The organism is Pseudomonas baltica (assembly GCF_014235765.1).
GTDB lineage: Bacteria > Pseudomonadota > Gammaproteobacteria > Pseudomonadales > Pseudomonadaceae > Aquipseudomonas > Aquipseudomonas baltica.
Map to the genome: position 1 here is coordinate 720315 of NZ_JACMYH010000001.1, position 25932 is coordinate 746246.

A 25932-nucleotide genomic window follows, 5' to 3' on the forward strand; every position below is an offset into this window, starting at 1 on the left:
ATAGGATGACTGACTACAACAACAAAGCCGAGGTTCTTCCATGCGTAAACATCTGCTTCTTGCCGCCGCCATCGGCTGCGCCGGCGGCCTGGCCCAGGCCAGTACCTTCGCCTATATCTCGAGCCCCGAGGACGGCATGATTTCCCAGTACCGCCTGGACGAAAACACCGGATCGCTGACGCTGGTGCACCAGACTCACGCGGGCGACCAGGTCAATCCCATGGCCCTGAGCCCCGACGGTTCGACCTTGTACGCCGCCCTTCGGGTCAAGCCGTTCCGCGTCATGGCCTATCGCATCGACCCGGCCAGCGGCCAACTGGACGCCGCCGCCGAAGCCCCGCTGGCAGCCAGCCTGGCCTACCTGAGCACCGACCGTACCGGCCGCTACCTGATGGGTGCTTCCTATGGGGGCAATGTGCTGACCGTACAACCTATAGATGCCGAGCACCGTCCCGGCGAAGACATCAAGGTCTACCCGACCGGCCCCTACGCCCACTCCGTGCGCAGCGACCCCAGCAACCGTTTCGTCTACGCAGGCAATCTGGGCGTGGACCAGGTGTTGCAATTCACGCTGGACGACAGCAGCGGCACCCTGGAACCCATCGGTAACGGCCATGCCTCAGTCACCGCCGGCAGCGGCCCCCGGCATATCGCGTTCGCGCCAGGCGGCAAGTTTCTCTACGTAGTGGGCGAGCTGAGCGGTACGGTCGACAGCTTTTCCATCGACGCGCAGACCGGTGCCCTGACCAAGGTCGCCCATGTCGAAGGCGTGCCCAAGTCGCTGAACCTGGTGCATGGCGAGATTCGCAATGCCGGCAACAACGACCTCAAGGATGATCCGACGCCACGTATCTGGGCTGCGGACATTCGCGTATCGCCTGACGGTCAGCTGATATACATCACTGAACGCACCACCAGTTCGGTCTCGGCGTTCAAGGCCGATCCCGCCAGCGGCACGCTGAGCTTCCAGGGCAACTACCCGCTGCAGGAGAAGCAGCCGCGCAACATCGCCTTCTCGCCCAGCGGACGCTGGTTGCTGGTGACCGGGGAAAAGGCCGACAAGGTAGGCAGCTATGCCGTGGGCGCAGCGGGTGCGCTGACCCGTACGGCAGAAGCGCCTTCGGGCAAAGGCGCCTTGTGGATCGAGATGTTGAACCTGCCGGGCGCTTGACCGGCTGCTGCTTGACCGGCTGCTAGGTGCGCGTGCGGCCGATCCATTCGACCGCCGTGCGCCAGAAGCACACACCCAGGAAGTACGCCGACATCAAGCTCCACAGACCCATGGCCACTGGGTTGCTGGCGGGATGGTTGAGGATCAGCACGAAGGTGCACAGCAACCAGATCGACGTCACTGCGATGTTGACCGCCATGAAGCGGCGAACCCGGAACGGGTGCAGGAACTTCATCTTGGTGACGGTCAGCAGCGCCAGCCCGACAACGGTGAGCAGCGCGATCCACGGCGACGGCGAGATGATGTACATGCACAGCGCAACCACGTTCCACGCCGCAGGAAAGCCGACGAAGTAGTTGTCCTTGCTCTTCATGTTGACGTTGCAGAAGCAGAACAACGACGACACCAGAATGATGCTGACGGTGATCAGCAAGGTGAATTCGGGGAGTGGAATGTAGCGATAGATGAACAGTGCCGGAATGAACACGTACGTCAGGTAATCGATGACCAGATCGAGTGTCGAGCCATCGAAGTGCGGCAGCAACGACTGGGTATTGAGCTTGCGTGCCAGTGCACCGTCGACGCCGTCGACCACCAGCGCCAGGCCCAGCCACAGCAGGCAGATTTTCGGCTGGCCGTCGAACAGCGCCAGTGTGGCAAGAAAGGCCAGCACCACGCCGGTGGCGGTGAAGCCGTGGGCGCCCCATGCTTTGAGCGTGGCCGAGGGTCTGATCAGTATCACGGGGTGTTCTCCAGGAAGTAGACGGGCCATGACAACCGCTGGCAGGTATCCACAGCATTGACCCGAAAGCGGCACAAGTAAATGAATGGGCCGCAGCTATCGACCGGGCGTGTGGGTGTAAGGTTCACGACTCGGTCGACGTAAGTGTCACAGGTAACCCGGTGCGCTGCCAAGCGATTCACTGCATTGAAGTTTTTGTGGCGACGGACGTTGACCGCCGCGCGGCACCGCGGAGTAAGATGAAGCCGGTGTCCAACTGCCCCAAGATTGGGGCGGAACCGGTTTTTCACCCGCAGGACCAGCAGACTCAGCGCCCGGGCCAGACAGCCTGGCGCCGGTGAAGTCGCTCATTATCCGGATGGCGCGGCCCATGTGGCCGCGCTACGTTGCGTTAAGGGAATATAGAATGGCCCCAAGAAATGTGATCAATGCGTCGGTCAGCCCCAAGGGCAGCCTGGAAACCCTCTCCCAGCGTGAAGTGCAGCAACTCAGTGCCGCCGGTTCAGGCAGCACCTACACCCTGTTTCGCCAGTGCGCCCTGGCCATTCTCAATACCGGCGCCCATGTCGACAACGCCAAGACCATCCTCGACGCCTATCGGGATTTCGAAGTGCGTATCCATCAGCAGGACCGTGGCGTGCGCCTGGAGCTGCTGAACGCCCCGGCGGACGCCTTCGTCGATGGCGAGATGATCGCCAGTACCCGCGAGATGCTCTTCAGCGCACTGCGCGACATCGTCTACACCGAAAGCGAGCTGGACAGCCAGCGCATCGACCTGAGCGATTCCCAGGGCATCACCGACTACGTCTTTCATCTATTGCGCAACGCCCGCACCCTGCGTGCTGGCCTCGAGCCGAAGATGGTGGTGTGCTGGGGTGGGCATTCGATCAACTCGGACGAATACAAATACACCAAGAAAGTCGGCCATGAACTGGGTCTGCGCCGGCTGGACATCTGTACCGGTTGCGGCCCTGGCGTGATGAAGGGGCCGATGAAAGGCGCCACCATTGCCCATGCCAAGCAGCGCATGAGCGGCGGGCGCTACCTGGGCCTGACCGAGCCGGGCATCATCGCCGCGGAAGCGCCGAACCCGATCGTCAACGAGCTGGTCATTCTTCCGGATATCGAAAAACGTCTGGAAGCGTTCGTGCGCGTCGGTCACGGGATCATCATCTTCCCCGGCGGCGCAGGAACGGCCGAAGAGTTTCTGTACCTGCTGGGCATTCTGATGCATCCGGACAACCAGGGCTTGCCGTTCCCGGTGATCCTGACCGGCCCCAAGAGTGCGCAGGCGTACCTGCAGCAGCTGGACCAGTTTGTCGTGGCGACCCTGGGCGAAGCGGCTCGGCAGCATTACCAGATCATCATCGACAACCCGGCCGACGTGGCGCGGGAGATGACCGAATCGTTGAAGCAGGTGAAGCTGTTCCGCCGCGAGCGCAACGACGCCTTCCACTTCAACTGGCTGTTGAAGATCGAGGAAAGCTTCCAGCGGCCGTTCGACCCGACCCACGCCAATATGGCCAATCTTGAACTCAGCCACGCCCTGCCCCCGCATCAACTGGCGGCAAACCTGCGCCGGGCGTTTTCCGGGATCGTGGCGGGCAACGTGAAGGACAAGGGCATTCGTCTGATCGAAGAGCATGGCCCGTACCAGATTCGCGGTGATGCCGCGATCATGGAACCGCTGGACAAACTGCTGCAGGCGTTCGTCGAGCAGAACCGCATGAAACTGCCAGGTGGCGCAGCCTATGTGCCGTGCTACCGCGTCGTGACCTGACCCGCCCCCGTACGGTGGGAGCGGTCATCGGCCGTGAAACTCCCACCGTGTATTACCTGATACCCCCGCCGCGCCCTTCGCGGCCACGGACCGCTCCTACGATTTGAACTCTGTAGGAGCGGTCATCGGCCGCGAAACCACCACCGCGTAATACCTGACACCCCGCCGCGCCCTTCGCGGCCACGGACCGCTCCTACGATTTGAACCCTGTAGGAGCGGTCATCGGCCGCGAAACCACCCCCGCGTAATACCTGACACCCCGCCGCGCCCTTCGCGGCCACGGACCGCTCCTACGATTTGAACTCTGTAGGAGCGGTCATCGGCCGCGAAACCACCACCGCGTAATACCTGACACCCCGCCGCGCCCTTCGCGGCCACAGACCGCTCCTACGATTTGAACCCTGTAGGAGCGGTCATCGGCCGCGAAACCACCCCCGCGCAATACCTGACACCCCGCCGCGAATCTTTCAGCCGTTTACTCAAGCCCAAGATTTCCAAACAAACCTGTTGCGCATCCCGCGAGATAATTCTATCGTTATTCCACATCAACTATCGCATTGAGATAAACATGTCAGACATCGTGCTAGAAATCAAAGGGCCTGTCGCTGTCATCACCCTCAATCGTCCGGCAGTGCTGAATGCCTGGACCACGCCGATGCGTAACGAAATCATCGAAGCCTTGAACGGCTACAACGCCGACCCGGAAATCAAGGCCGTGATCATGACCGGCGCTGGCGACCGCGCTTTTTCGGCAGGCCAGGATCTTTCCGAAGCCCACGATTTCGACGGTGACCGCGCCGTGGAATGGGTCGGCGAGTGGGAGCGCTACTACGCCACCCTGCGCGGCCTGTCCAAACCACTGATCATCGCCCTCAATGGCACAGCTGCAGGTTCCGCGTTTCAGGTCGCACTGCTGGGCGACATCCGCGTTGGCCACCCAGGCGTGCGCATGGGCCAGCCGGAAATCAACTCCGGCATCCCCAGCACTACCGGTCCATGGATCATGAACAGCATGCTGGGCATGTCGCGCACCATCGAGCTGACGCTGACCGGCCGTTTGATGGACGCCGATGAATGCAAGCAGATCGGCTTGATCCACCATTTGGTGCCAGCCGATCAAGTGATGAGCAAGGCCCTGGAAATCGCCGAAGAACTGGCCGCCAAGCCCCCGATCGCCATGCGCCTGGACAAGCAGCGCTTCCGCGAAATGAGCGATCCTGGCTTCAAGGACTGCATTGCTGCCGGCCGTCGCCTGCAGAAGGAGGCATACGACTCCGGCGAGCCACAGCGAATGATGGAAGCCTTCTTCAAGGCCCGCGCCAAATAAAGCCCTGCCTTGTGAAAGTGAGTTGATTGTGGGAGCGCGGCCCTGCCCGCGAAGGCAGCAACGCGGAGTCACTGATATACCGCGGAGCCCTTTTCGCGGGCAGAGACCCGCTCCCACAGAGCCCGCTCCCGCGGGAAATGATTTCATCGCACCACGCACGGCGGCGGCCATGTACCTACCCCGGCTCTTGCAATGCTTTGACTGCCGACGTCCTGACTACCCAACGATCCATTCGTTTTCTGTAGGAGACTGTCATGCACACACCTTCCAACCCCGGACGCCGTCGGTTGCTCAAGGCCGGCGCCACGGTCGCACTGGTCTGCGGCCTGCCCAGCGTGGTCCGCGCCGCCGATAAACAGATCATCGTCTCCGACCCCGGCGGTCCCTACACCGTGGCCTACCGCAAGGCTTTCTACGACCCCTTCGAAAAAGCCACCGGCATCAAAGTCATCAGCGTGGCGCGTGAGTCCCAGCCGGTGGCGCAGTTCTCGGCCATGGTAAAAACCCGCAACTACGTGTGGGACGTCACCACCCTGACCATTTCCGCCGACATCCCCTACCTCGAAGCCCAGGGCTTTCTCGAACCGATCGGGTTGTCGGCGAGCGAATACCCTGACCTGCTTCCCGAGGCCATCACTGCCAACTTCCTCGGTGTCGACGTGTACTCCACGGTGCTGGCCTACCGCACCGACACCTTCAAGGACGGCAACGGCCCGCAGAGCTGGGCAGATTTCTGGAACGTCGAGAAATTTCCCGGCCGCCGCTGCCTGCGTCGCAGCCCGCTGGACACACTGGAACAGGCCCTGCTGGCGGACGGCGTCAGCCTCGACGAGCTGTACCCGATGGACGTCGACCGCGCCTTCAAGAGCCTGGACAAGATCAAACCGCACATCGACCTGTGGTGGACCTCGGGCGCGCAAGCCATGCAAGCCATCCAGAGCGGCGAAGTCGACATGATCTCGGCCTGGAACGGCCGCGCCCAGGCCGCCATCGACAACGGCGCACCGGTGCAGATCGTCTGGAACCAGGGGCTCTATTCGATCGAAGGCTGGGCCATCCCCAAGGGCACCCCGCACGCCGACATGGCCAAACAGTTCGTGCGTTTCTGCGCCGACGCCAAGCGCCAGGCCGACTTCACCGACACCCTGGCCTACGGCCCGACCAATCGCAAATCCTTCGAGTTCATCCCGGCTGAGCGCGCGGGGCTGCTGCCGACCGCCCCGCAGAACCTGAACAACATGCGTCTGCCGAGCCCTGCCTGGTGGGCAGAGAACCGCACCGCCGTGACCGAGCGGTTCAACGCCTGGATCTTGTCGTAAGGGAGTCGATGCATGAGCGTGAAACTTGAAACCCGTGGCCTGGGCAAGACCTATGGTCAGTTCGTCGCCCTGCAACCCACCGATATCCAGGTGCGCGAAGGCGAGTTCCTGACCCTGCTCGGGCCTTCGGGCTCGGGCAAGACCACCTTGCTGCAGATGATTTCCGGGCTGGTCCCACCGGACAGCGGGCAGTTGCTGATCGATGGCCAGGATGCGACCCACATCGCCCCCGGAAAGCGCGGCATCGGCCTGGTGTTCCAGAGCTATGCGTTGTTCCCGCACATGAGCGTGCGTGACAACGTGGCGTACGGGCTGCGCATGCGCAAATACCCCAAGGGCGAAGTCAACCAGGCGGTCGACGACGCCTTGGGCATGGTGCGCATGGAGGATTTCGCCCATCGCTACCCGAACGAACTGTCCGGTGGCCAGCAACAACGGATCGCCCTGGCCCGCTGCTTCGCCTACCGTCCCTCGATCATCCTGCTCGACGAGCCGCTGGGCGCCCTGGACAAGAACCTGCGCGAGCACATGCAGCTGGAAATCCGCCGCATGCACAAGGAACTGGGGGCTACGTTCATCTATGTCACCCACGACCAGGAAGAGGCGCTGACCCTCTCGGATCGCATCTGCCTGATGAACCGCGCGCGCATCGAACAGCTGGCCACGCCAGAAGAGCTCTACGATCGCCCGGCAACACGCTTCGCCGCCGAGTTCATCGGCCACTCCAATCTGCTCCAGGGCCAGCGCGACGGCACCGGCCACCTGCAGGTCGAAGGCCAACGGCTGGACCTGGCAGGCTGCGCCGGGCACCAGGCGCCGAGTGCCGGCACGGAAGCGTTCCTGCTCATCCGGCCCGAAGCCGCGCGCTTGACCGAACCCACTGCCGGCTTGCTGCAGGGCATCGTCGATGAATGCGTATTCCTGGGCAGCGACACCCGCGCCCTGGTCCGCCTGCCTTCGGGCAACCGCTTCAGTGTGCGCTGTTCCCGCGAGCTCAGTCCGTGCGTCGGCGATCCGGTTGGCATCGCCTGGAATCCCACACGGGCCACCCTGCTGCCCGCGCAGGCCACCTCATGAACTGGCGCAAAGGCCTGATTCCGGCCATTCCCGCCCTGCTTTTCCTGGCACTGTTCTTTCTGCTGCCGGTGGCGGAAATGCTCATGGGCAGTTTCCAGAACGCCAGCGGCGAGCTGAGCCTGGGTAATTTCGAACGGATCGCCTCGACCCCGGTGTACGCCCGCGTTCTGGGCATTACCTTCTGGATCTCGGCGCTGACGGCCGTGCTGTCGGTGCTGCTCGCGTACCCAGTGGCCTACTTGCTAACCCGGCTCTCGCCCATGGGTCGCGAACGCTGGCTGCTGTGGATCATGCTGCCGTTCTGGACCAGCTACCTGGTCAAGACCTATGCCTGGATGCTGCTGCTGTCACGCAAAGGCCTGCTGACCACGCTTGCCGCCGACGTGCTGGACAACCCGTCCGGCCTGGTGCCCGCACTTTCGGGGGTGCTGATCGGCATGGTCCACTCGATGCTGCCGCTGGCGGTGATTACCCTGCTGCCGATCATGCGCAGCATCGACCAGCGCCTCGCGCCGGCCGCACAGACGCTGGGCGCCAGCGGTTCGATGAGTTTCTTCAGCATCTTCCTGCCGCTCTCGGCCCCCGGCATCGCCGCGGCGGGTCTGCTGGTGTTCATCACCAGCCTTGGCTTCTTCATCGTGCCTGCGCTGCTGGGTTCGCCACGGGAAATGATGGTGGCGCAGCTGGTGATTTCCTCGGTGCTCGACCTGTTCGACATGAACTTCGCCGGCGCTCTTTCGGTGGTGCTGTTGGCCTGCTCGCTGGTGGTGTTCGTGATCTACGACCGCATCGCCGGGCTGTCTTCGCTCGGCGGCGAGGCGCCCAAGGAACGTCAGTCCGGAATGGGCCTGCAGATTCTGATCTGGCTGGGGCACTGCTTTTCGGGCCGGGGCAAGGCGCCGCGGCGCAGTGGCGATGGCGCCTTGCTGACCGGTTACAGCGTGCTGCTGGTCATGCTGCTGATCCTGCCCGTGCTGGTGGTCGTTCCGCTGGCATTCACCAGCAGCCCGTTCATTGCCTTCCCGCCCAAGCTGTTCAGCTTGAAGTGGTTCGAGGAATTCTTCACTTCCGCGGTGTGGCAGGCCGCCCTGTTCCGCTCGCTGGGCGTCGGTGTGGCCACCGCGCTGCTGGCGCTGGTGTTGGGCTTCGGTGCGACCCTGGCCTTGACCCGGGTAAGAGCGGGGTGGCGCAAAGGCCTGTTCGCGTTGTTCATCGCCCCGCTGATCGTGCCGCGCATCGTGATTGCCCTGGGCCTGTTGTACCTGTTTTCCAGGCTTGGCCTGGCGGGCAAGGACATCGGCCTGGTGCTGGGCCACACGGTACTGGCCCTGCCCTACGTGGTGGTCACCCTGTCGGCGGCGTTCAAGCAGTATGACTGGCGCCTCGACGATGCCGCGCGGATTCTCGGCGCCGGTGCGTTCACGCGACTGCGCACCGTGACCCTGCCTCTCATGTCGGCGAGCCTGATCTCCGCGTTTCTGCTGGCCTTCATCACCTCGTTCGACGACCTGACCATCGCCATTTTCGTCAGCGGTGGCATCAATACCACGCTGCCCAAGCAGATGTGGGACAGCATCCAGCTGGCGCTCACCCCCACCCTGGCTGCGGTTTCCACCACGTTACTGGTGTTCATCGTGTTGTTTGCCGTCATTGCCCAATGGGTATCGCGGCGTTCCACTTCCAAACGTCAAGGGCTCTGAACGATGCATCCATACACTCGCTTCTTCCCGCATCGCATCAGCCACGATCAGCTCACCACCGCGCCGCTGATCCATGCCGGCCTGCTGATCGACGACCATGCCGTGCGCGTCACCTTCGAGGGCCGATCGCTCGCTACCCTGGAGTTGCGCCAACGGGTCGCCGCCTTGCAGCAGGTACTGGCCGAACGCGGCCTGCGCGCCGGACAACGGGTAGCCGTCATGCTGGGCAACAGCGACGACCAGATCGTGTTGATCTACGCGCTGATCCTCAGCGGCCTGGTGTGGATCCCGATCAACACCAAGTTGCGCGGCCCTGGCCTGGACTACCCGTTCGAGCACGCTCGTCCGGACCTGGTGGTCGGCGACGCCGAGTTTGCCGAACGCCTGGCGGACAGCGTTGCCGCCCAGCTCGACTGTGTCGGCATCGACGTGCTGCACGAGCAGGCCCTGGCCTACCCGGCAGCGAAGCTGCGGCTCGAGGACAGCGCGGCCGATGCCACGCTCTGCGTGATCTACACCTCCGGCACCACCGGCGCGCCCAAGGGTGTGGTGTTCACCCACCGCATGCTGCGCATTGCCAGCGAGGCGGTTCTGCAGGTGGCCGACGTCAAGGCAGGTGACCGGCTGCTGTTGTGGGAGCCCCTGTGCCACATCGGCGGCGCGCAGATGCTGCTGATGCCGTTTCTGGCCGAAGTCAGCCTGAACGTGGTTCGACGCTTTTCCGCCAGCAAATTCTGGGCGCAGTGCGTGCAAGTGCAGGCGACCCAGTTGCATTACCTGGGCGGGATCATCGATATCCTCATGCAGCAGCCGGCCGAGCAGTGGCCTGCCCGGCATAGCCTGCGGACCCTTTGGGGTGCGGGTGTGAGCCTGACCAATTGGGCAGCGATCGAGCAACGTTTCGGTTGTCCGCTGCGCGAGTGCTACGGCATGACCGAGTGCTCCAGCTTCGCCACCTTGAACCGTACCGGCAAGCCAGGCTCGATCGGCCGCGCTTTGCCTTGGCTGAGCGTAGAACTGCTGGATAGTGACGGTACGCCGGTCGAAGTGGGGCAACTGGGGGAAATCGTGCTGTCCAGTGAAGTCGAAGGCGTTTTCCTGCCCGGCTATCTGGACAACCCAGAAGCCACCGCCAGCGCCCTGCGCGATGGCCGGCTGTTCACCGGTGACATGGCACGCATGGATGCCGAGGGCGACCTGTTCTTCGTCGGACGCCGCACCGACAGCATGCGCGTGCGTGGCGAGAACGTTTCGGCCTGGGAAGTGGAGCGGGTGTTCAGCGCCCACCCTGCGGTGAAAGCCTGCGCGGCGCTGGGCGTCGAATCGGCCGTGGGCGAGCAGGAGATTCTGCTGTTCGTACAACTGGAGGCCGGCACCACTGCGCACTGGCAGGCCATGCGCGAGTGGGCGGCGCTGCGCTGCGCCTCCTACCAGTTACCACGCTACTACCAACAAGTGGAGCAGTTCGAGCTGACGCCCAGTGAGCGTATCAAGAAGCACCTGTTGCCCAAGGATGTCACCCAAGCCTGGGACAGTCGCGGTTGAACGATGCGCCGCGAGCGGCCTGTGCGGTAACGGTTTAGTGAATAGCGATAGAAAGTGGCGGGTAACTGCCGGATAATCGGTTTTTTCACCAATGTGTTGCGTTCATGGCCAGTACCCCGAAGAAACCTCCTGCCGACCCAACGGCCTCCTCGCTGTACGTGCAGTCCGTCGACAAGGCCATGAAAGTGCTCATGGCCTTCGACGGCAGCCAGCGTCAGTTATCGCTGTCCGACATCGCCGGGCTGACCGGCATGGACCTCAGCGCCGCACAGCGCTTCACTCATACGCTGGCAACCCTGGGCTACCTGAACAAGGACAGCAGCAAGAAGTACGAGCTGTCGCCGCGGCTGCTGGACTTCACCTACCACTACCTGACGTCCAGCGAACTGGTGACCCGTGCCGCGCCCTACCTGCAGCAGCTGAGCGCGGACACCGAAGAGGCAACCAACCTGACGGTGCTCGACGGTACCGACATCGTCTATGTGCAGCGAATCGTCAGCCGGCACGTGTTCAATGCCAGCGTCATCATCGGCACTCGCCTGCCGGCCTGGTGCACCGCGCCGGGCCAGGCGCTGCTGGCGACCTACAGCGACGACGAAGTGAACGCTATCTTCGACCGCAGCCAGTTCGTCCAGCACACGCCGGCGACCATCACCGACCGAGAGCAGATCTGGGCCAGCATCGAGCAGATTCGCCAGCGCCGCTATGCGCATACCGAAGACCAGTTCTTTTACGGCGACGTGTCCACGGCCGCGGCCATCGTCGATGGCAATGGCCGGGGCATCGGCGCGGTGAACCTTGCGGTATCCCGCTCGCGCTGGGTACCGGAACGCGACAGCAAACGCTATGCCGACCTGGTGATCAGCGCGGCGTCGTCGATCTCGATCAAGCGCAAGGTTTGAGTTTCAAGCGAGAACGGCGTCGTGCCCTTCGCGGCCGATGACCGCTCCTGCAGAGGCATCGCGAATTACTGTAGGAGCGGTCATCGGCCGCGAAAGATTCGATGCGGTCTACCCACCACCCCCGTCATCCCCCTGCAACATCACTGTCTTAATCTGCGAGGCTTCCCGACCTGGTGAGCCGCCATGCGCCGTCTGCTTCTCATTCTGTGCATCCTGAGCCTGGGCATGAGCCTGAGTACGGGCGCGCTCGCGGATTCGGCCACCTTGCGCATCCAGGGCTCCAACACCATGGGTACGGAGCTGGTTCCGGCACTCATACGCGGCCTGCTCGAAAGCCGAGGCCTGGCCCCTGTCCAGACACTCGATCCTTCCACGGGCGAGCTGCTTATCACCGCCCACGAGCCGAACGGTACTGCGTTGCGTTTCGAAGTCGGCGCCCACGGCTCCAGCACAGGCTTCGACAGCCTGTTGGCCGGGCAAGCGGATCTGGCCGCCTCCTCCAGGCCCATCAGTGACCAAGAGCGCAGCCGACTGGCACCCCTGGGCGACCTGAGCAGCTTCGGCGCCGAACACGTGATCGGCATCGACGGCGTGGCCGTGATCGTCCATCCCGACAACCCCCTGCGGCAGCTGACCACTCGCCAGCTTGCCCAGGTATTCAGCGGCGAAATCAACGACTGGAACGTACTAGGTGGCCGTGGCCCGATCCATGTGCTGGCCCGCGATGACCGCTCGGGCACATGGGAGACGTTTCGCGACCAGGTACTGACCCCACATGCCGGGCGCCTGACGGCCCATGCGGTCAGGCTGGAGTCCAGCGAGCAGCTGTCGGATCGGGTCAGCGCCGATCGATACGCCATTGGCTTCATCGGCCTGGCCTCGATACGTGGTGCCCGCGCGCTGGCCATCGCAGATGGCGACAGCCAGTTCATGGCGCCTACGGTCAGCCTGATTGCAACCCAGGACTATCCCCTGAGCCGCCGGCTGTACCTGTACAGCACACCAATGCGCCCCTCGCCATGGGCCGACGCATTGATTGCTTTCGCGCAGAGCGAACCGGGACAGGCAGTCGTTGCCCAGCAAGGCTTCGTGGCGCAAACGGTGCAAGCCATGAGTGTCCCCGCCTCGCCCGACATGCCCATGCTGTACCAGCAATTGGCCCGTGAGGGCCGGCGTCTGTCGGTGAGTTTCCGTTTTGCCGAAGGCAGCGCCACGTTGGATAACAAGGCAATGGCCGATGTGGTGAGGGTGCAGGATTACCTGCGCAGCCATCACCTGCTGCAGAACAAGACCACACTGGTGGGGTTCGGTGATGCCAAGGACGATTCCGCCCGCGCGGTGTTGCTGTCCCGGCTACGCGCCATGGCGGTTCGCCGTGAACTGGCCAGGGCGGACGTGCTCTTCCGCGATATCCAGGGCTTTGGAGCGCAGCTGCCGGTGGCGACCAACGCGGTCGATGAAGGGCGGATCAAGAACCGTCGAGTGGAAGTCTGGGTTAACCCATAGCTCGGGGCACCGTGATTGATGCCGACGGCAGACACAAAGTGTTACCGGTGATGCCTACGCGGGAACGAATACGGGTAACAAGGGAACAGATCTGCGTCACTCTGCCGCACGCAGCATTCTCAGGAAATTCAAGTTATTGATTTAAAACGATTTGTGAAAGTTGGCACGCGCCCTGCTATGTCATACGTACAACAATAACAACAACGCGATAAACCAATAAGAACAAGATGAAACGACTCTGACATAACAAGAACAAACGCGACAGAGGCGTAGCTAACAGATTTTTTTGGAGAGGAAATGCTTTTCAGAGGCTAGCCCCGCAGCCAGGTAGAGAACAACAAAACTACGTTCAGTAGCTACCCACTGGTTGGATCGACGATAAAAGCAGATCAGCGCTCAAAAAAATACGTTTGCTCTTGACCCCGCCTGGGGGTCGCACAACAAGCGGCAAGGGCCACGGCTGACAAATACAACAACAGGTCGCCCCTCAATAATAAAAAAGAGCATGCAACAAACCCTTGAGGGGAGCCCAGGCTCCCCTCAGTGCTTTCTGCGATCTGGCTTTGCAGGCCCTGGCGCGTATCAAACACCAAGGCCTGCAACCGGTCAGATGGGCGAGGCACTCACCACACGCAGAGCCAGACCCTCGTACGGATCCAGGGTAATTGTGAATTCACCGGCTTCGGTCAAATCACCCTCGACCCGCTCGTTGATGATGTCCACCACAGGTCCCGCAGCGATACCCGGAAGATGCAACGTCTCCACGATCGGTTCATTGCTGAAGTTCAAGGCGGTGATCTGGGTACCCTTGCCGGCAGGCAATTCGTGCACCATCAGCAACAGGCCCGGGTGCTGAACATCCGGAATCAGGATTTGCTTGCTGGCGGCGATGTCATACGCACGCCGTACCGCCAGAATCTTCTTCAACTGCGAAGCGAAGCTGTCCGGGCGTTGCAACTGATCTACCAGGTTGCCGTAAAGCGTCTTCGGACGCGGCATGTTGCCCGCAGAAAATTCAGCCTCGGGATCGAGCCCTACCAGGTCGTAGGCGCCGCGGTGGATCCAGCGCGTGTCACCGTCTTCCATCAAGTGCGCGACCTGATCGGCTGGCAAAGTCAGCGCGCCGACCAGATCCCATCCCGACAGCGCGAAAACGCCGGGTTGCATGGCGTTGTACATGACCAGCAGCAGGTGAATATGCTGGATCTGCTTGATGTCCTGATCGGTGATCGCCTCCAGATCGCGGATGCCCAGTGCCGCCGTGATGATACTGGCGGTGGTGCAGGACACCCCATTGGTGACGAATTTCAGGTTGTAGGGTGCATGCTCGCCGGCCAGGCGCTCGTACATTTCCTCGCGGATGTGCTCGCGCAGAATGTTGCCGGGAAAAGTCTGCCCTTGGTACAGATAGGTGTCGTGGGCGTGCAGCGTCCAGAAGTGCACCAGTTCGAGGGTCAGCTCGTCGTGGTTCTGCAAGGCGTGGATCAACGAGGCCGGGTCGATACCGAATGCGTGAACCTGACGCAGCATGAGGCGCAGGAACTCGGTATTGCCCAGCAGCAACGCGTGTTGATAGGCCGGCCGAGTGATGAAGTCATAGGACAGGTCCGCGCCGCCATGGGACATCGAGGCAATGTCATCGATGGTGAGGTTCAGTTCCTGGAAGCTGAAACCACCGGCCTTGCGAATGGCGCCACCCAACAGCTGGTTGCCGTTCACCGACAACGGGTGGCTTTCCGACCAGGCCGGGCCTTCGGCACGACGCTCGACGCCGAGGAAACCGTTGGCGTCCAGACGCAGGATGCGCGCACCCATGACGTCGATGGAATGCAGGGCATCACCGATGATCATCTGCTGGGCGGCGAAGGTCGGGTCCAGCCAGTTCAGCGATGGCTGGCCTTCCTTGAAGTAGTGCAAGTAGACCCAGCGTCGCGCCTTGCCGTCCACGCCAACCACCACTGGAGTCGCACTCCAGTCGGTTTCCTTGACGCCGGGCTCGAAGAAGATCACACGTTGCAATTGACCAACGATGTAGTGCTTGTCCTTGAGAATGTCGCAGACTTCCGGGGTCAAGTTGATCGCGTCGCGACCGGCCGGCACTTCAGGCAACAGCCCCCAGTCTTCTTCCTTGATCTCGACCATGTGGTAGAGGCCTGGATAATCCGCGTGGGCCATTTCGGCCAGGCGGAAATCCGCGCCCTTGCCGGTGTGCGAAGGGATCGCGTCGTCGATGACGACAGCATTGTGCGCTGCAGCCATGCGGCTGAGCTGGATCATGTCGGCTTCGGTACCCAGCTCGGGGTCGATGTCGAAGCTCATGCGGTCGAAGTTGCCGTCGACGCTGGGGGTGCGATCACGTCCACGCAGACCGCCGGACAGTTTCAGCGGGCCGTTATGAATACCCTGGATGCCGATCTCGGACAACGCATGCCACAAGGTTTCATCGCCAAGGGCCTGCAGTACCGAGCCCTCTTCGCGTGTAACGATGGAAGCCGGGTAGGCTGTGAACCAGACCGAAGCAATGGCTGATGCGTCCCGAGGCCTGGCCTGGGCGTAGGGTCGTTGCCACAGCCGCGCTTGTCCGGCATACAGCTTGGCGCGCTGTTTGGCGGTATGCAGCATGGACTGGTCGACCAGCCATTGGATGTAATCCTTGTCCGGCGTCGTCATCGTTACTTGCCCTCGAAAAGTGTCCTACAGTATGAGTACGACGGAGGGTTATCGTTGCATCCGTCGAGGATTTCCCTGAAGGCGCCACGCTGACCTGATCCGATGAACGGTATAAAGCATTGTGCCATCAGGCCGATACAGCAATTGGCAGGGGATCATCCCTGCGCGGGCGATCAACAGGAGAGACCCATGATTACCTTTCTGCTGGGCTGGTGCGCACTGTCCGTACTCGGGACCTTCGTTTTCGTGGGGCTGATACGGGCAGACAAGCGACGAGAAGTACAGGCCATGGAAAATGCGCGCACGCAGTTCCAACGCATTTCTTTTCAGACGCAGCTGGCGAGCTGAAATCGCAAGGTTTGACCTGAGGCATGCAGAGTCGATGCGCGATGCTCGACACTGATGAAGATGCCGCTCGAGCGAGCGGCTACGGGATGCAGGGCAAGCAGGCCGCCAAGTGCCGGCCTGCCCTGAAGATCAGACCTTGACGATCCAACCCTGTGGAGCTTCCACGTCTCCGGACTGGATACCGGTCAACTCCTTGTAGAGGCGTTGGGTGAATGGGCCCACTTCTTCCTGGCTGAAGAACACGTGCAGCTTGTCCTGGTATTCGATTCCCCCGATCGGGGTAATCACTGCCGCGGTGCCGCAAGCGCCGGCCTCCTTGAACTGGTCGAGCTGATCGATCACCACATCACCTTCGATCACTTTCAAGCCCAGGCGCGATTGCGCCAGTTCGATCAACGACAGACGAGTGATGCCAGGCAGCACCGATGGCGATTTCGGGGTCACGAATTCGTCGTTGCGGGTGATCGCGAAAAAGTTCGCCGAACCCACTTCTTCGATCTTGGTGTGGGTCTGGGGGTCCAGGTAGATGCAATCGGCAAAGTTGGCCTTCTTCGCATTGGAACCCGGCATCAGGCTGGCAGCGTAGTTGCCACCCACCTTGGCGGCACCGGTACCGTTGGGCGCAGCGCGGTCGTAGCCGGAAATGACGAAATTGTGCGGCTTCATGCCGCCTTTGAAGTAGGGGCCGACCGGGATGCAGAAAATCGAGAAAATGAACTCGGGCGCTGTACGCACGCCGATGTTGTCACCCACGCCGATCACGAACGGACGCAGGTAGAGGGCGCCGCCTGAACCATAGGGCGGAATGAAGCGCTCGTTGGCGGCGACCACCTGGCGGCAGGCGTCGATGAACACATCGGTGGGCACTTGTGGCATCAACAGGCGACCACAGCTGCGCTGCATGCGCAGGGCGTTCTGGTCGGGGCGAAACAGATTGATCGAACCATCCTTGCAACGGTAGGCCTTGAGGCCCTCGAAGCACTGCTGCCCATAATGAAGCGCGGTCGAGCCTTCACTGATGTGCAGCACATTGTCTTCGGTCAGGTTGCCCTGGTCCCATTCACCGTCGCGCCAATGCGACAGGTAGCGCAGATCGGTCTTGATGTAGTCGAAACCCAATTTGTCCCAGTTGATGCTTTCGTGACCCATGACACCCTCTACCCTTTGGCGATCGCCTGAACAGCACAGGCTTTTACGAATGGACACAACAATACTGCATTTGCCTGGCCCGCGCAGCCTGGCTAGTGGAAATCGCGGCTGGGTACATCCAGCCCATGGAGCATGGCGCTGACATCGGCCATATGCCCGGCAATGACGTGGCGCACGCCGTCCTTGTGCTCGAACCGGCCCTTGACCTGCATCATCTGCGAACCCACCAGCACCCGCCGCTGGCGCTCGGCCAGATCCCGCCAGACCACCACGTTGATCATGCCGAATTCGTCTTCCAGGGTGACGAAGGTCACCCCGCTGGCGGTCGACGGCCGTTGCCGGCCCGTCACCAGCCCGGCCACGGTCACCGGACGGCCGTGGGCCAGGCTTTGCAGGTCATGAGAACTGCGGCAGCGCAATGCTTGCAGACGCTCGCGCAGCATGGCCAACGGATGCGGACCGAGGGTGGTGCCCAGGCTGGCATAGTCGGCGTAGAGGTCTTCGCCGACGCTGGGGACCGGCAAGGCCACGGGCTCTTCGCGCAGGCCGGGCACCTCGGCGAACAACGGCAACTGTTGCTCGACGCTGGCGACATCCCAGCGGGCCTGATGGCGATGCCCCACCAGGCCGAGCAAGGCATTGGCATCGGCCAGCTGTTCCAGGCTGCGGTTGTCCAGCGCACAGCGCCGGGCCAGGTCGGTCACGTCGCGGAACGGGCCGCCAAGGCGAGCCTGCTGCACGGCGCGACCGGCCTCTTCGCGCAGGCCCTTGACCATCCGCAACCCCAAGCGTATGGCCGGTTGCCCACCTTCGCCGGGCTGCAGGCTGCAGTCCCAGTCGCTGTGGCACACGTCCACGGCGAAGATCTGCAGATGATGGCGACGTGCATCCTGGAGGATCTGGTCGGGACTGTAGAAGCCCATGGGCCAACTGTTGATCAGGGCGCAGGCAAAGGCTGCCGGCTCATGACATTTGAGCCAGCAACTGGCGTAGGTCAACAAGGCGAAACTGGCCGCATGGGACTCGGGGAAACCGTAGCTGCCGAAGCCCTTGATCTGCTCGAAGATGCGTTCGGCGAACTCACGGGTATAGCCGTTCTTGAGCATGCCTTCGGTGAGGCGGAGCTGATGCGGTTCCAACCCGCCGTGGCGCTTCCAGGCGGCCATCGAACGGCGCAACTGGTCGGCCTCCCCTGGCGTATAGCCAGCGGCGACGATCGCCAGCTCCATCACCTGTTCCTGAAACAGGGGCACACCCAGCGTGCGTTCGAAGACTTTCTTCAGGGCCTCGGAGGGATAGCTCACGGCTTCCTCGCCGTTGCGCCGGCGCAGATACGGATGAACCATGTCACCGACGATCGGCCCCGGCCGGACGATGGCGACTTCGATCACCAGATCGTAGAACGTCCTGGGCTTGAGGCGCGGAAGCATTGCCATCTGCGCCCGGGATTCGATCTGGAACACGCCGATGGTGTCGGCGCGGCTGATCATGGCGTAAGTCTGCGGGCACTCCTTGGGCAAGGTCGAAAGGGTCAGTTCGCGGCCACGGTAGCCGCGTACCAGATCGAAACAGCGGCGGATCGCGCCGAGCATGCCCAGCGCCAGAATGTCGACTTTCAACAGGCCCACGGCGTCCAGGTCATCCTTGTCCCACTGGATCACCGTGCGCTCGGCCATGGCGGCGTTCTCGACCGGAACCAGGGTGTGCAACGGGTGTTCGGAAATGACGAAGCCCCCCGGATGCTGGGACAGGTGACGGGGGAATCCGATCAGCTGCTCGGTCAGCGCCATCACCCGCTTGAGCACCGGGCTCTGGGTTTCGAAGCCGGCCTCTACCAATCGCTCGAGCGGTGGCAAGTGGTCGCTCCAGCGCCCGAAGCAATCGGCCAGGGCGGTGATCTGATCTGCTGGCAGGCCCAATGCCCGTGCCACATCACGCACCGCGCCCGCCCCTCGATAGCTGCTGGCGACTGCGGTCAGGGCGGCACGCTCGCGACCGTAGCGACGGAACACGTATTGCAGCACTTCCTCGCGCCGCTCGTGTTCGAAATCCACGTCGATGTCCGGTGGTTCGTTGCGTTCCTTGGAGATGAAGCGCTCGAACAGCATGTGCGTTTCACGCGGGTCGAGCTCGGTGATGCCCAGGGCGAAACACACCACCGAGTTGGCGGCCGAGCCGCGTCCCTGGCAGAGAATGTGCCGCTCGCGGGCAAAACGGACGATGTCGTGGACGGTCAGGAAATAGCTTTCATAGCCCAGCTCGATGATCAGTTGCAGTTCCTTGTCGAGCAATGCCTGCACCTCGGGGTCCACTCCCGACGGCCAGCGCCAGCGCGCGCCCTGGGCACTCAGGTGGCGCAGCCAGGCACCGGCGTCGTAGCCACGCGGCACCAGCTCGCACGGATATTGATAGCGCAGCTGGCCCAGGTCGAAGCTGCAACGCCGGGCTATATTCAAGGTTTCCTGCAGCAGCGCGACGGGGTAGATGTCGGCCAGTTGAGACAGCCCGCGCAGATGGCGTTCGCCGTTGGCGAACAGCACATGCCCCGCTTCGGCCACCGGCACGTGATGGCGTATGGCAGTGATGGTGTCCTGCAGGGCACGCCTGCCGCGGGCATGCATGTGCACGTCGCCGCAGGCCACGGCCGGCAGGCCCAGGGTCTTGGCCAGGCCCAGCAGATTCTGCAGGCGCCGCTGGTCATTGGCGCCGCGGTGCAACTGCACGGCCACCCACAGGCGCTCGGCAAAACGCCCCTTGAGCCAATGGCCGTGGGCCAGATCGTGGGGTTCATCGGCTATCCACAATGCCAGCAAGCCGTCGCGTTCGACCTCGTCGAGGTCATCACGCAGCAACCGGTACTGGCCCTTGCTCGCGCGCCTTCGAGCCAGGGTGATCAAGCGGCACAGGGCCTGGTAGCCCTGGAGATTCTGCGCCAGCAGCACCAGCTTGGGGCCTTGTTCGATGCGCATTTCACTGCCGACGATCAACGTCATCGAATGGGCCTGGGCAGCCTGCCAGGCGCGCACGATACCGGCCATGGTGCATTCATCGGTGATCGCCAACGCTCGATAGCCCAGCGCCGCAGCCTTGGCGAACAGTTCCTGGGCGCTGGACGCGCCGCGCTGGAAGCTGAAGTTGGAAAGGCAATGCAGTTCGGCGTAGCCCTGGCTCATGCGAACCAACCCTGCAACAGCAACTGAGGGTCATCGCCCACTGCGCGGTAGGCCCACCCCTTTCGCCCTGTTGAGGTTTCGATCAGATAGTAGTCGCGGCGCACATCGCCACCGTCCCACCACCCCGATTCGATGCGTTCAGGCCCTGCCAGCACACGCAGGCCATGGGCGGGCAAAGGCTCGGCCTGTTCGAGCAACCAGCCTGGACGGGCTGCGCCCAGGTCTGGAGAGGCCGGCACCCAAGCACCATCGTTGCGCCAGGCCCGCTCGGGGCGATGGTCAGCGTGGGCGCGCAGATCCTGCAAAGCATCGTCGCCGAGGCGTGCTCGCAGGCGTTCGCGCAACTGCTCCCAGGGCTGGGTCTGTTGCGGTCGCTGGTCGAACAGCTCCTTGCAGGCAGGTACGAAGCGCGGCAGATCGAGCGCGCTCAACCGTACCACCTGCACAGGCCGGGGCACCTGCAGATGCTCGAAGCGCCCGCGGGCCAGTTCGAACAACAGCGCGGCGTCGCGCTCGGCAGCGAGCAAGCCGACTTCGACCAGGGTGTCCTCGCCCTCGGCATGCTTGAGATGCAGGGTGAAACGCTGCACCCCAACATCCCGCCCGGCCAGATACACCGCCAGGTCGTTGATCAGGCGCCGCAGGGGAAACAGCAGCGCCTGATGGGATTCCACATCGAAGTTGAGTTCGATGTGTTGATCGAATACATCTGCAGGAATGAAGAATTCCAGGGCCAGGGGCCGGTACCCGAGCAGGGTGTCCAGATGACTGAGCACCTGGGCCGAAAAGCGCCTGGCAAGTTGCGCCCTGGGCAGCGCCAACACCTGGCCCAGATGGCGCATACCCATGCGCTTGAGCGCGACGGCATCGGCGGCGGCGAGCCCGACCCGCTCCACCGGCAGGCGCTGGAGAACATCGGCCAGTGTCGATTGATCCTCAACGCTGAGACCGTCATAGGCGTTGGCCAGCATGCGTGCCGCAGCCGGGTTGGGGGCCAGGGTGATGCGATGGCGGAAGCCCAGGGCATCGAGTTCGCTGCGCAACCGCGCCTCGAACTGCGGCCATGGCCCGAACAGTCCAAGGGTCGACTGCACTTCGAGCAACAGGACCCGGGGGTAATGCACGCTGACCTGGGAACTGAACCGATAGGCCCACGCAGCCAGGAAACGCTGCCAGTGTTCGATCTGGGCCGGGTCGTAGGGTGCGGTGGCGAAATCACGGCTGAGCATGTAGGCGGCGGTGAGTGACTGCCCCGGTTTCAGGCCCAGTTCACGTGCCGCCGGATTGACTGCTTGCAGCACGCGTCGCTGCAGCGGGCCGGTGACCAGGGCAAGCGGTTGCTGTGGGTCTTCGCGTTGGCGCAGCACGGCGTCGAGCGCCAGTTGCGGCAGCAGAATGCAGGCCCACAGCATGGCAATCTCAAACGTAACTGACGAAGGTGACGGGCATCGCGGGCGGTATCCCGCCGCGACATTTGAGTACCTGCACCTGCCCTGCAGGCGCATGCAGCGACAGCCGCAGCGCTGCCGGTGACGGGTTGAGCGCCGCCCGCTGTTCGCGCAAGGCAAAGCCCAGGGTCTCGCCGGTTTCTGCCGCCACCTGCAGGCGTCGCAAGGCCTTGTCATCAGGGTTCTGCGGCCAGCAGAGTACCGCTGCGCAGCTGCCGGAACGCAGGCATTGCTCGGCAGCCCACAAGGCATCCTTGCCTTGGGCCTTGAGCACGCAAAGATGCTGCAAACGGACACCCGCCGCCATCCAGGCATGGGGATAGGGAATGAACGGCGGTGCTATCAATACGATTCGTTCGCCCGCCTGGCTCAAGCGCGCCAGGGTCGGCCAGAGCAACTGCAATTCGCCACTGCCGTTGGCGGCTAGCAGGATTTCACTGAGTGCCGCCGGAGGCCACCCACCGTTGGGGAGCACGGCATCGAGGGCAGCATGCCCGGTGGGCTGCAAGCCGCTGGGAGCGGTTTCCTGACGTCCGCGCCAGATGCGGCGTTGGTCGATCAGGCCTTCAAGGCTGACCACGGCGCCCATCACTGCCCTGCCCTCGAGGCCAGGTTGCTGGGGGAATGAAAATAGGTGAGTGGGAGTGATCTGTTCATGGCTGCATTTTTACTACTGTATGCATGAACAGTAAAGCGTCTATTTTCAGTTCTCGCCACCAAGGGCGCCAACGGTACCGATCAGGCCGGCGTTGCCACCAGCAATTTGCGCAATGGAAAGCGCGATGCGCCGCTCCAACCGAGAAATTCCTGTTCCGGCATGGGCCGGGCGAAAAAGTAGCCCTGGGCTTCATCACAGCCCAGGGCGCGGATCATCTGCATGCACTTGAAGGTCTCGACACCTTCGGCCACGGTGCGGTAGCCCAGCTTGCGCGCCAGTTCCAGCACCGTCTGCACGATCAGTTGATGCCGCGGGCTATGCTCCATGCCGGTGATCATCGACTTGTCGAGTTTCACCACGTTGGCGGGTATTTCGTGCAGGTAGGAGAAATTGCTGTAGCCGGTGCCGAAATCATCGATCGCTACATCCACGCCCAATTCGCGGATGGCGGCCAGTTGTGTCAGCACCAGTGGGTTGGAACGCAGCCACTCGCCTTCGGTAATCTCGACCTCGAGGCGCTCGGGGTGGATGCCATAGGTGCGACAGGCCGCGCTGATGACCTGAGTGATGTCGTGGCCGTCGAAATCCAGCGCGGAAAGATTCAGCGACAGTTTGGTCAGCACCGTTGCAGGCCATTGGGCCAGCTTGGCCAAGGCTGCGTCGATGACCCAGCGCGTCACACTATGGATCAACGCACTCTTTTCCAGCACCGGAATGAACTCCGCGGGCGAAACCGGCCCAAGCCGTGGATGCTCCCAGCGCAGCAATGCTTCGGCACTGACCTGATCACCCTCGGGCAAGGCGAAGCGGGGCTGGAACACCAATCGCAGTTGCCCGTCGCGCAGCGCCTGGGTCACATCGGACGCCAGTCGGAAGGACCTGCGATAGGCGTTGTCGCGCACGGGGTCGTACCACGCCCACGCCTGACCGCCGAGCAACGCCAGTTCGGCCGCGTACATGGCTTTGCGCAGTGCATCGCGGACCGCTTCGAAGCTGATCTGAAATGGCGTGACGCCAGCGCGCACGGTGGGTCGAACCGGCATGCCTTCTATCTGGGTGGGACAGCGCAAGGCGTGTACCAGCATGTCGAGATAGCCGCCGACATCGGCTTGCTCGGCGTCCAGCACGAAGGCGAAACGCTTGCGGCCGATGTGGTAGACCGGGCCCTGCCCCGCGCGCAGGCGCAGCAGCCGACGGGCTATGCAGCACAACAGGTTCTCGAATGGGACCATGCCCAGGGCCAGCGTCATGTCATGGGCCCAGGCGGTATCCACGGCATCGATCAGTACCAGGTGGCGGGACGCTCCCGGATGCTGCAGCAACAGATGGCCAAGGTCGGTGAGAAATTGTCGCCGGTCGGGCAACAGGGTCAGCCGGTCACAGGACACTAGAGCCTGGGCAGAAGCATGAACGGGATCGGACATGACACTTTCCTGCAGATGTCAGGCTCGAGCTTCCTGCGAGAGACCGGGCAATTTGAGAGAGGGCAATTCAATTGATGGCAAAATAACATCACCCTAAATACTTGCCAAGCGTCATCTGCCCGATAGCCGGTCCGCGAGCATCGGAACTGCCATCCGACACTGCTACACTGCGGCAAACCCTGGGATGGAATGGACGATTCATGCTCGAAGCCCTGCTGTTCGACCTCGATGGCACACTGACTGAAACCGACGCCTTGCACCTTCTCGCCGTGCAGCAATTGCTGGCCGAGGAAGGTCGCGAATTCACCCATGAAGAGTTCCAGTTGCATGCCAGCGGCCGGGCCAATGCCGACATGTGCCAGTACCTGTTTCCAGAGCGCTCGGTGGCGGAGCACGAAGCGTTCGCCGATCGCAAGGAAGCGCGCTTTCGCGAACTTGCACCGCAACTTGCGCCGATTGCCGGGCTGTTGCGTTTGCTCGACTATGCCGAGCAGGCGCAACTGGGCATGGTGGTAGTGACCAACGCACCGCGTGCCAATGCCGAACACATGCTCGATGCCCTGGGCCTGGCCGAGCGCCTGCCGACAGTGGTGGTTGCCGAAGAGCTGGCACGCGCCAAACCCGATCCCCTGCCCTACCTGACCGGCCTGCAACGCTTGGGCGCACGCGCCGAGGCAGGCATTGCCTTCGAAGATTCGGTACCTGGGGTAACTGCTGCGGTTGCGGCTGGGCTGTTCACCGTAGCGCTGTCGACCAGCCAATCGGCGCAGACCCTGCGGTCCGCCGGGGCTAACCTGGTGATCGAATCCTTCGAGGATGAAAACCTCTGGATTCATATCGAAAAGATGCGCAATCCCCTGTAACCGCGAAACCGCCGACGCGGCTCTCCATCCCTGTAGCAGCGGCGCAAGCCGCGTCCGGGCTTACCGCGTTGGGCCAGATGCTCCGCGGATACCGCCGACGCGGCTCGCCATCCCCTGTAGCAGCGGCGCAAGCCGCGTCCGGGCTTACCGCGTTGGGCCAGATGCTCCGCGAAACCGCCGACGCGGCTCGCCATCCCCTGTAGCAGCGGCGCAAGCCGCGTCCGGGCTTACCGCGTTGGGCCAGATGCTCCGCGGATACCGCCGACGCGGCTTGCGCCGCTGCTACAACAGGTTGTCGAGCAAGAAATTCCCCGGTCGCTGCGGGGCGTCGTTTTCGATTTCGGGTACCAACGCTTCATCCTTGAGGTGGACGCCCGACAGCTTGCGTTGCCAGGCCTCGCGCATCAGGTACTGCAACTTGTGCGCAGCGGTGGCGTAGCTCAGGCCCTGCTGGCGAACATTGGAAATGCAGTTGCGCGCGGCATCGTTCAACCCCACTCGCGGTGCATAGGTGAAATACAGCCCGAGGCTGTCGGGCGAACTCAGACCCGGCCGCTCACCGATCAGCAGCACCACCATGCGCGCGCCCAGTGCCTGCGCGACCTCGTCGGCCACGGCCACCCGTCCTTGCTCGACCAGGCACACCGGCGCCAGGCTCCAGCCCTCGTCACCCGCGATCTGCTCGATGCGTTGCAGCATGGGCAGCGCATGCCGGTGCACAGCCAGCGCGGAAAGACCGTCGGCGATCACCACCGCCAGATCGAACCCTGCCGAACTCTCGCCGGCGTGAGTGAGCAACTGCTGCAGCGAAGCCTCGTCCAGGCGCCGACCCAGATCTGGACGCTGCAAGTAGACATGCCGGTCAGACGCGGCGCTGTGCAGGCTCAAACTACCGGGACAAGCCTCGGCGAGCGCTGCCTTGTCGAACGGCAGGTGCACGGCATCGCGGGCTTGCGCATGGGCGTACTGGAAGTCCAGCTGTGCGCTGCTGGGCAAGCTGGTGCCGGCTCGGCCCAGGGCTATGCGCGCCGGTGTCAGTGCACGCAGCGCGCTCCAGGGGTCGCCTCGGGTGGGAGTGTTGTCGTTCATGGCTCACCTTCGAGCAGATGGATAGCGTTAGCCAAACCTTG

Annotated in this window: 19 protein-coding genes; 11 read left to right on the plus strand and 8 right to left on the minus strand. The window is 62.9% G+C overall.

Annotation, left to right across the window (positions count from 1 at the left end; translation table 11 throughout):
- Positions 1-40 precede the first annotated feature (40 nt).
- Positions 41-1171: a lactonase family protein gene (locus H7993_RS03300; RefSeq protein ID WP_122476978.1), complete on the plus strand. Its 1131-nt coding sequence runs from the start codon at positions 41-43 to the stop codon at positions 1169-1171.
- Between the two features lie 22 nt (positions 1172-1193).
- On the opposite strand, the gene pcsA is transcribed toward H7993_RS03300, so the two are convergent.
- Complete coding sequence (pcsA, locus tag H7993_RS03305) at positions 1194-1913, minus strand: phosphatidylcholine synthase (protein WP_240998720.1); 720 nt, start codon at positions 1911-1913, stop codon at positions 1194-1196.
- A gap of 406 nt (positions 1914-2319) precedes the next feature.
- Between pcsA and ppnN the strand changes: the two genes are divergently transcribed.
- From ppnN to H7993_RS03345, 8 genes are all read left to right on the plus strand, one after another.
- Entirely contained in the window at positions 2320-3693 is a 1374-nt protein-coding gene (gene ppnN / locus H7993_RS03310; protein ID WP_122476974.1) for a nucleotide 5'-monophosphate nucleosidase PpnN, read from the plus strand.
- Between the two features lie 568 nt (positions 3694-4261).
- A complete protein-coding gene (locus tag H7993_RS03315) occupies positions 4262-5020 on the plus strand; it encodes an enoyl-CoA hydratase/isomerase family protein (RefSeq protein ID WP_185793427.1) in 759 nt (252 codons plus the stop codon).
- Between the two features lie 254 nt (positions 5021-5274).
- Positions 5275-6339: an ABC transporter substrate-binding protein gene (locus tag H7993_RS03320; RefSeq protein ID WP_185793428.1), complete on the plus strand. Its 1065-nt coding sequence runs from the start codon at positions 5275-5277 to the stop codon at positions 6337-6339.
- Between the two features lie 12 nt (positions 6340-6351).
- A complete protein-coding gene (locus H7993_RS03325) occupies positions 6352-7416 on the plus strand; it encodes an ABC transporter ATP-binding protein (RefSeq protein WP_185793429.1) in 1065 nt (354 codons plus the stop codon).
- Positions 7413-9116, plus strand: a complete 1704-nt coding sequence (locus H7993_RS03330) for an ABC transporter permease subunit (RefSeq protein WP_185793430.1) — start codon at positions 7413-7415, stop codon at positions 9114-9116. Before H7993_RS03325 ends, H7993_RS03330 begins: the two co-directional genes overlap by 4 nt.
- A gap of 3 nt (positions 9117-9119) precedes the next feature.
- Entirely contained in the window at positions 9120-10661 is a 1542-nt protein-coding gene (locus H7993_RS03335; RefSeq protein WP_185793431.1) for an AMP-binding protein, read from the plus strand.
- A gap of 104 nt (positions 10662-10765) precedes the next feature.
- A complete protein-coding gene (locus tag H7993_RS03340; RefSeq protein WP_197975699.1) occupies positions 10766-11563 on the plus strand; it encodes an IclR family transcriptional regulator in 798 nt (265 codons plus the stop codon).
- 183 nt (positions 11564-11746) lie between these two features.
- Complete coding sequence (locus H7993_RS03345; protein WP_185793432.1) at positions 11747-13069, plus strand: substrate-binding domain-containing protein; 1323 nt, start codon at positions 11747-11749, stop codon at positions 13067-13069.
- A gap of 606 nt (positions 13070-13675) precedes the next feature.
- Here the strand turns inward: H7993_RS03345 and treS are convergent.
- Entirely contained in the window at positions 13676-15739 is a 2064-nt protein-coding gene (treS, locus tag H7993_RS03350) for a maltose alpha-D-glucosyltransferase (RefSeq protein ID WP_185793433.1), read from the minus strand.
- A gap of 189 nt (positions 15740-15928) precedes the next feature.
- Between treS and H7993_RS03355 the strand changes: the two genes are divergently transcribed.
- Entirely contained in the window at positions 15929-16087 is a 159-nt protein-coding gene (locus H7993_RS03355) for a hypothetical protein (protein ID WP_163007479.1), read from the plus strand.
- 129 nt (positions 16088-16216) lie between these two features.
- On the opposite strand, the gene H7993_RS03360 is transcribed toward H7993_RS03355, so the two are convergent.
- The 5 genes from H7993_RS03360 to H7993_RS03380 all read right to left on the minus strand — a co-directional run bounded on the left by H7993_RS03360 (position 16217) and on the right by H7993_RS03380 (position 23939).
- Entirely contained in the window at positions 16217-17236 is a 1020-nt protein-coding gene (locus H7993_RS03360) for a branched-chain amino acid aminotransferase (RefSeq protein ID WP_185793434.1), read from the minus strand.
- A 92-nt stretch (positions 17237-17328) separates the two neighbouring features.
- Complete coding sequence (locus H7993_RS03365) at positions 17329-20409, minus strand: error-prone DNA polymerase (RefSeq protein ID WP_185793435.1); 3081 nt, start codon at positions 20407-20409, stop codon at positions 17329-17331.
- On the minus strand, positions 20406-21821 hold the full coding sequence (locus H7993_RS03370; protein WP_185793436.1) for a Y-family DNA polymerase: 1416 nt from the start codon (positions 21819-21821) through the stop codon (positions 20406-20408). The genes H7993_RS03365 and H7993_RS03370 overlap by 4 nt, the downstream gene beginning before the upstream one ends.
- A gap of 7 nt (positions 21822-21828) precedes the next feature.
- Entirely contained in the window at positions 21829-22446 is a 618-nt protein-coding gene (gene imuA, locus H7993_RS03375; protein ID WP_122476956.1) for a translesion DNA synthesis-associated protein ImuA, read from the minus strand.
- Positions 22447-22595: 149 nt separating this feature from the next.
- Positions 22596-23939: a putative bifunctional diguanylate cyclase/phosphodiesterase gene (locus H7993_RS03380; RefSeq protein ID WP_185793437.1), complete on the minus strand. Its 1344-nt coding sequence runs from the start codon at positions 23937-23939 to the stop codon at positions 22596-22598.
- Between the two features lie 200 nt (positions 23940-24139).
- Between H7993_RS03380 and H7993_RS03385 the strand changes: the two genes are divergently transcribed.
- Positions 24140-24802, plus strand: coding sequence for an HAD family hydrolase (locus H7993_RS03385; RefSeq protein WP_185793438.1), 663 nt, complete (start codon positions 24140-24142; stop codon positions 24800-24802).
- Between the two features lie 282 nt (positions 24803-25084).
- Here the strand turns inward: H7993_RS03385 and eutC are convergent, their stop codons facing one another.
- The gene (eutC, locus tag H7993_RS03390; RefSeq protein WP_185793439.1) at positions 25085-25891 is read right to left on the minus strand and encodes an ethanolamine ammonia-lyase subunit EutC; all 807 of its coding nucleotides are present in this window, start codon (positions 25889-25891) and stop codon (positions 25085-25087) included.
- Between the last annotated feature and the right edge of the window lie 41 nt (positions 25892-25932).

Coding starts and splice junctions, on each gene's coding strand:
- H7993_RS03300 (WP_122476978.1), top strand. CDS start 41: ATGCGTAAACATCTGCTTCTTGCCGCCGCCATCGGCTGCGCCGGCGGC.
- ppnN (WP_122476974.1), top strand. CDS start 2,320: ATGGCCCCAAGAAATGTGATCAATGCGTCGGTCAGCCCCAAGGGCAGC.
- H7993_RS03315 (WP_185793427.1), top strand. CDS start 4,262: ATGTCAGACATCGTGCTAGAAATCAAAGGGCCTGTCGCTGTCATCACC.
- H7993_RS03320 (WP_185793428.1), top strand. CDS start 5,275: ATGCACACACCTTCCAACCCCGGACGCCGTCGGTTGCTCAAGGCCGGC.
- H7993_RS03325 (WP_185793429.1), top strand. CDS start 6,352: ATGAGCGTGAAACTTGAAACCCGTGGCCTGGGCAAGACCTATGGTCAG.
- H7993_RS03330 (WP_185793430.1), top strand. CDS start 7,413: ATGAACTGGCGCAAAGGCCTGATTCCGGCCATTCCCGCCCTGCTTTTC.
- H7993_RS03335 (WP_185793431.1), top strand. CDS start 9,120: ATGCATCCATACACTCGCTTCTTCCCGCATCGCATCAGCCACGATCAG.
- H7993_RS03340 (WP_197975699.1), top strand. CDS start 10,766: ATGGCCAGTACCCCGAAGAAACCTCCTGCCGACCCAACGGCCTCCTCG.
- H7993_RS03345 (WP_185793432.1), top strand. CDS start 11,747: ATGCGCCGTCTGCTTCTCATTCTGTGCATCCTGAGCCTGGGCATGAGC.
- treS (WP_185793433.1), bottom strand. CDS start 15,739: ATGACGACGCCGGACAAGGATTACATCCAATGGCTGGTCGACCAGTCC.
- H7993_RS03355 (WP_163007479.1), top strand. CDS start 15,929: ATGATTACCTTTCTGCTGGGCTGGTGCGCACTGTCCGTACTCGGGACC.
- H7993_RS03360 (WP_185793434.1), bottom strand. CDS start 17,236: ATGGGTCACGAAAGCATCAACTGGGACAAATTGGGTTTCGACTACATC.
- H7993_RS03365 (WP_185793435.1), bottom strand. CDS start 20,409: ATGAGCCAGGGCTACGCCGAACTGCATTGCCTTTCCAACTTCAGCTTC.
- H7993_RS03370 (WP_185793436.1), bottom strand. CDS start 21,821: ATGCTGTGGGCCTGCATTCTGCTGCCGCAACTGGCGCTCGACGCCGTG.
- imuA (WP_122476956.1), bottom strand. CDS start 22,446: ATGGGCGCCGTGGTCAGCCTTGAAGGCCTGATCGACCAACGCCGCATC.
- H7993_RS03380 (WP_185793437.1), bottom strand. CDS start 23,939: ATGTCCGATCCCGTTCATGCTTCTGCCCAGGCTCTAGTGTCCTGTGAC.
- H7993_RS03385 (WP_185793438.1), top strand. CDS start 24,140: ATGCTCGAAGCCCTGCTGTTCGACCTCGATGGCACACTGACTGAAACC.
- eutC (WP_185793439.1), bottom strand. CDS start 25,891: ATGAACGACAACACTCCCACCCGAGGCGACCCCTGGAGCGCGCTGCGT.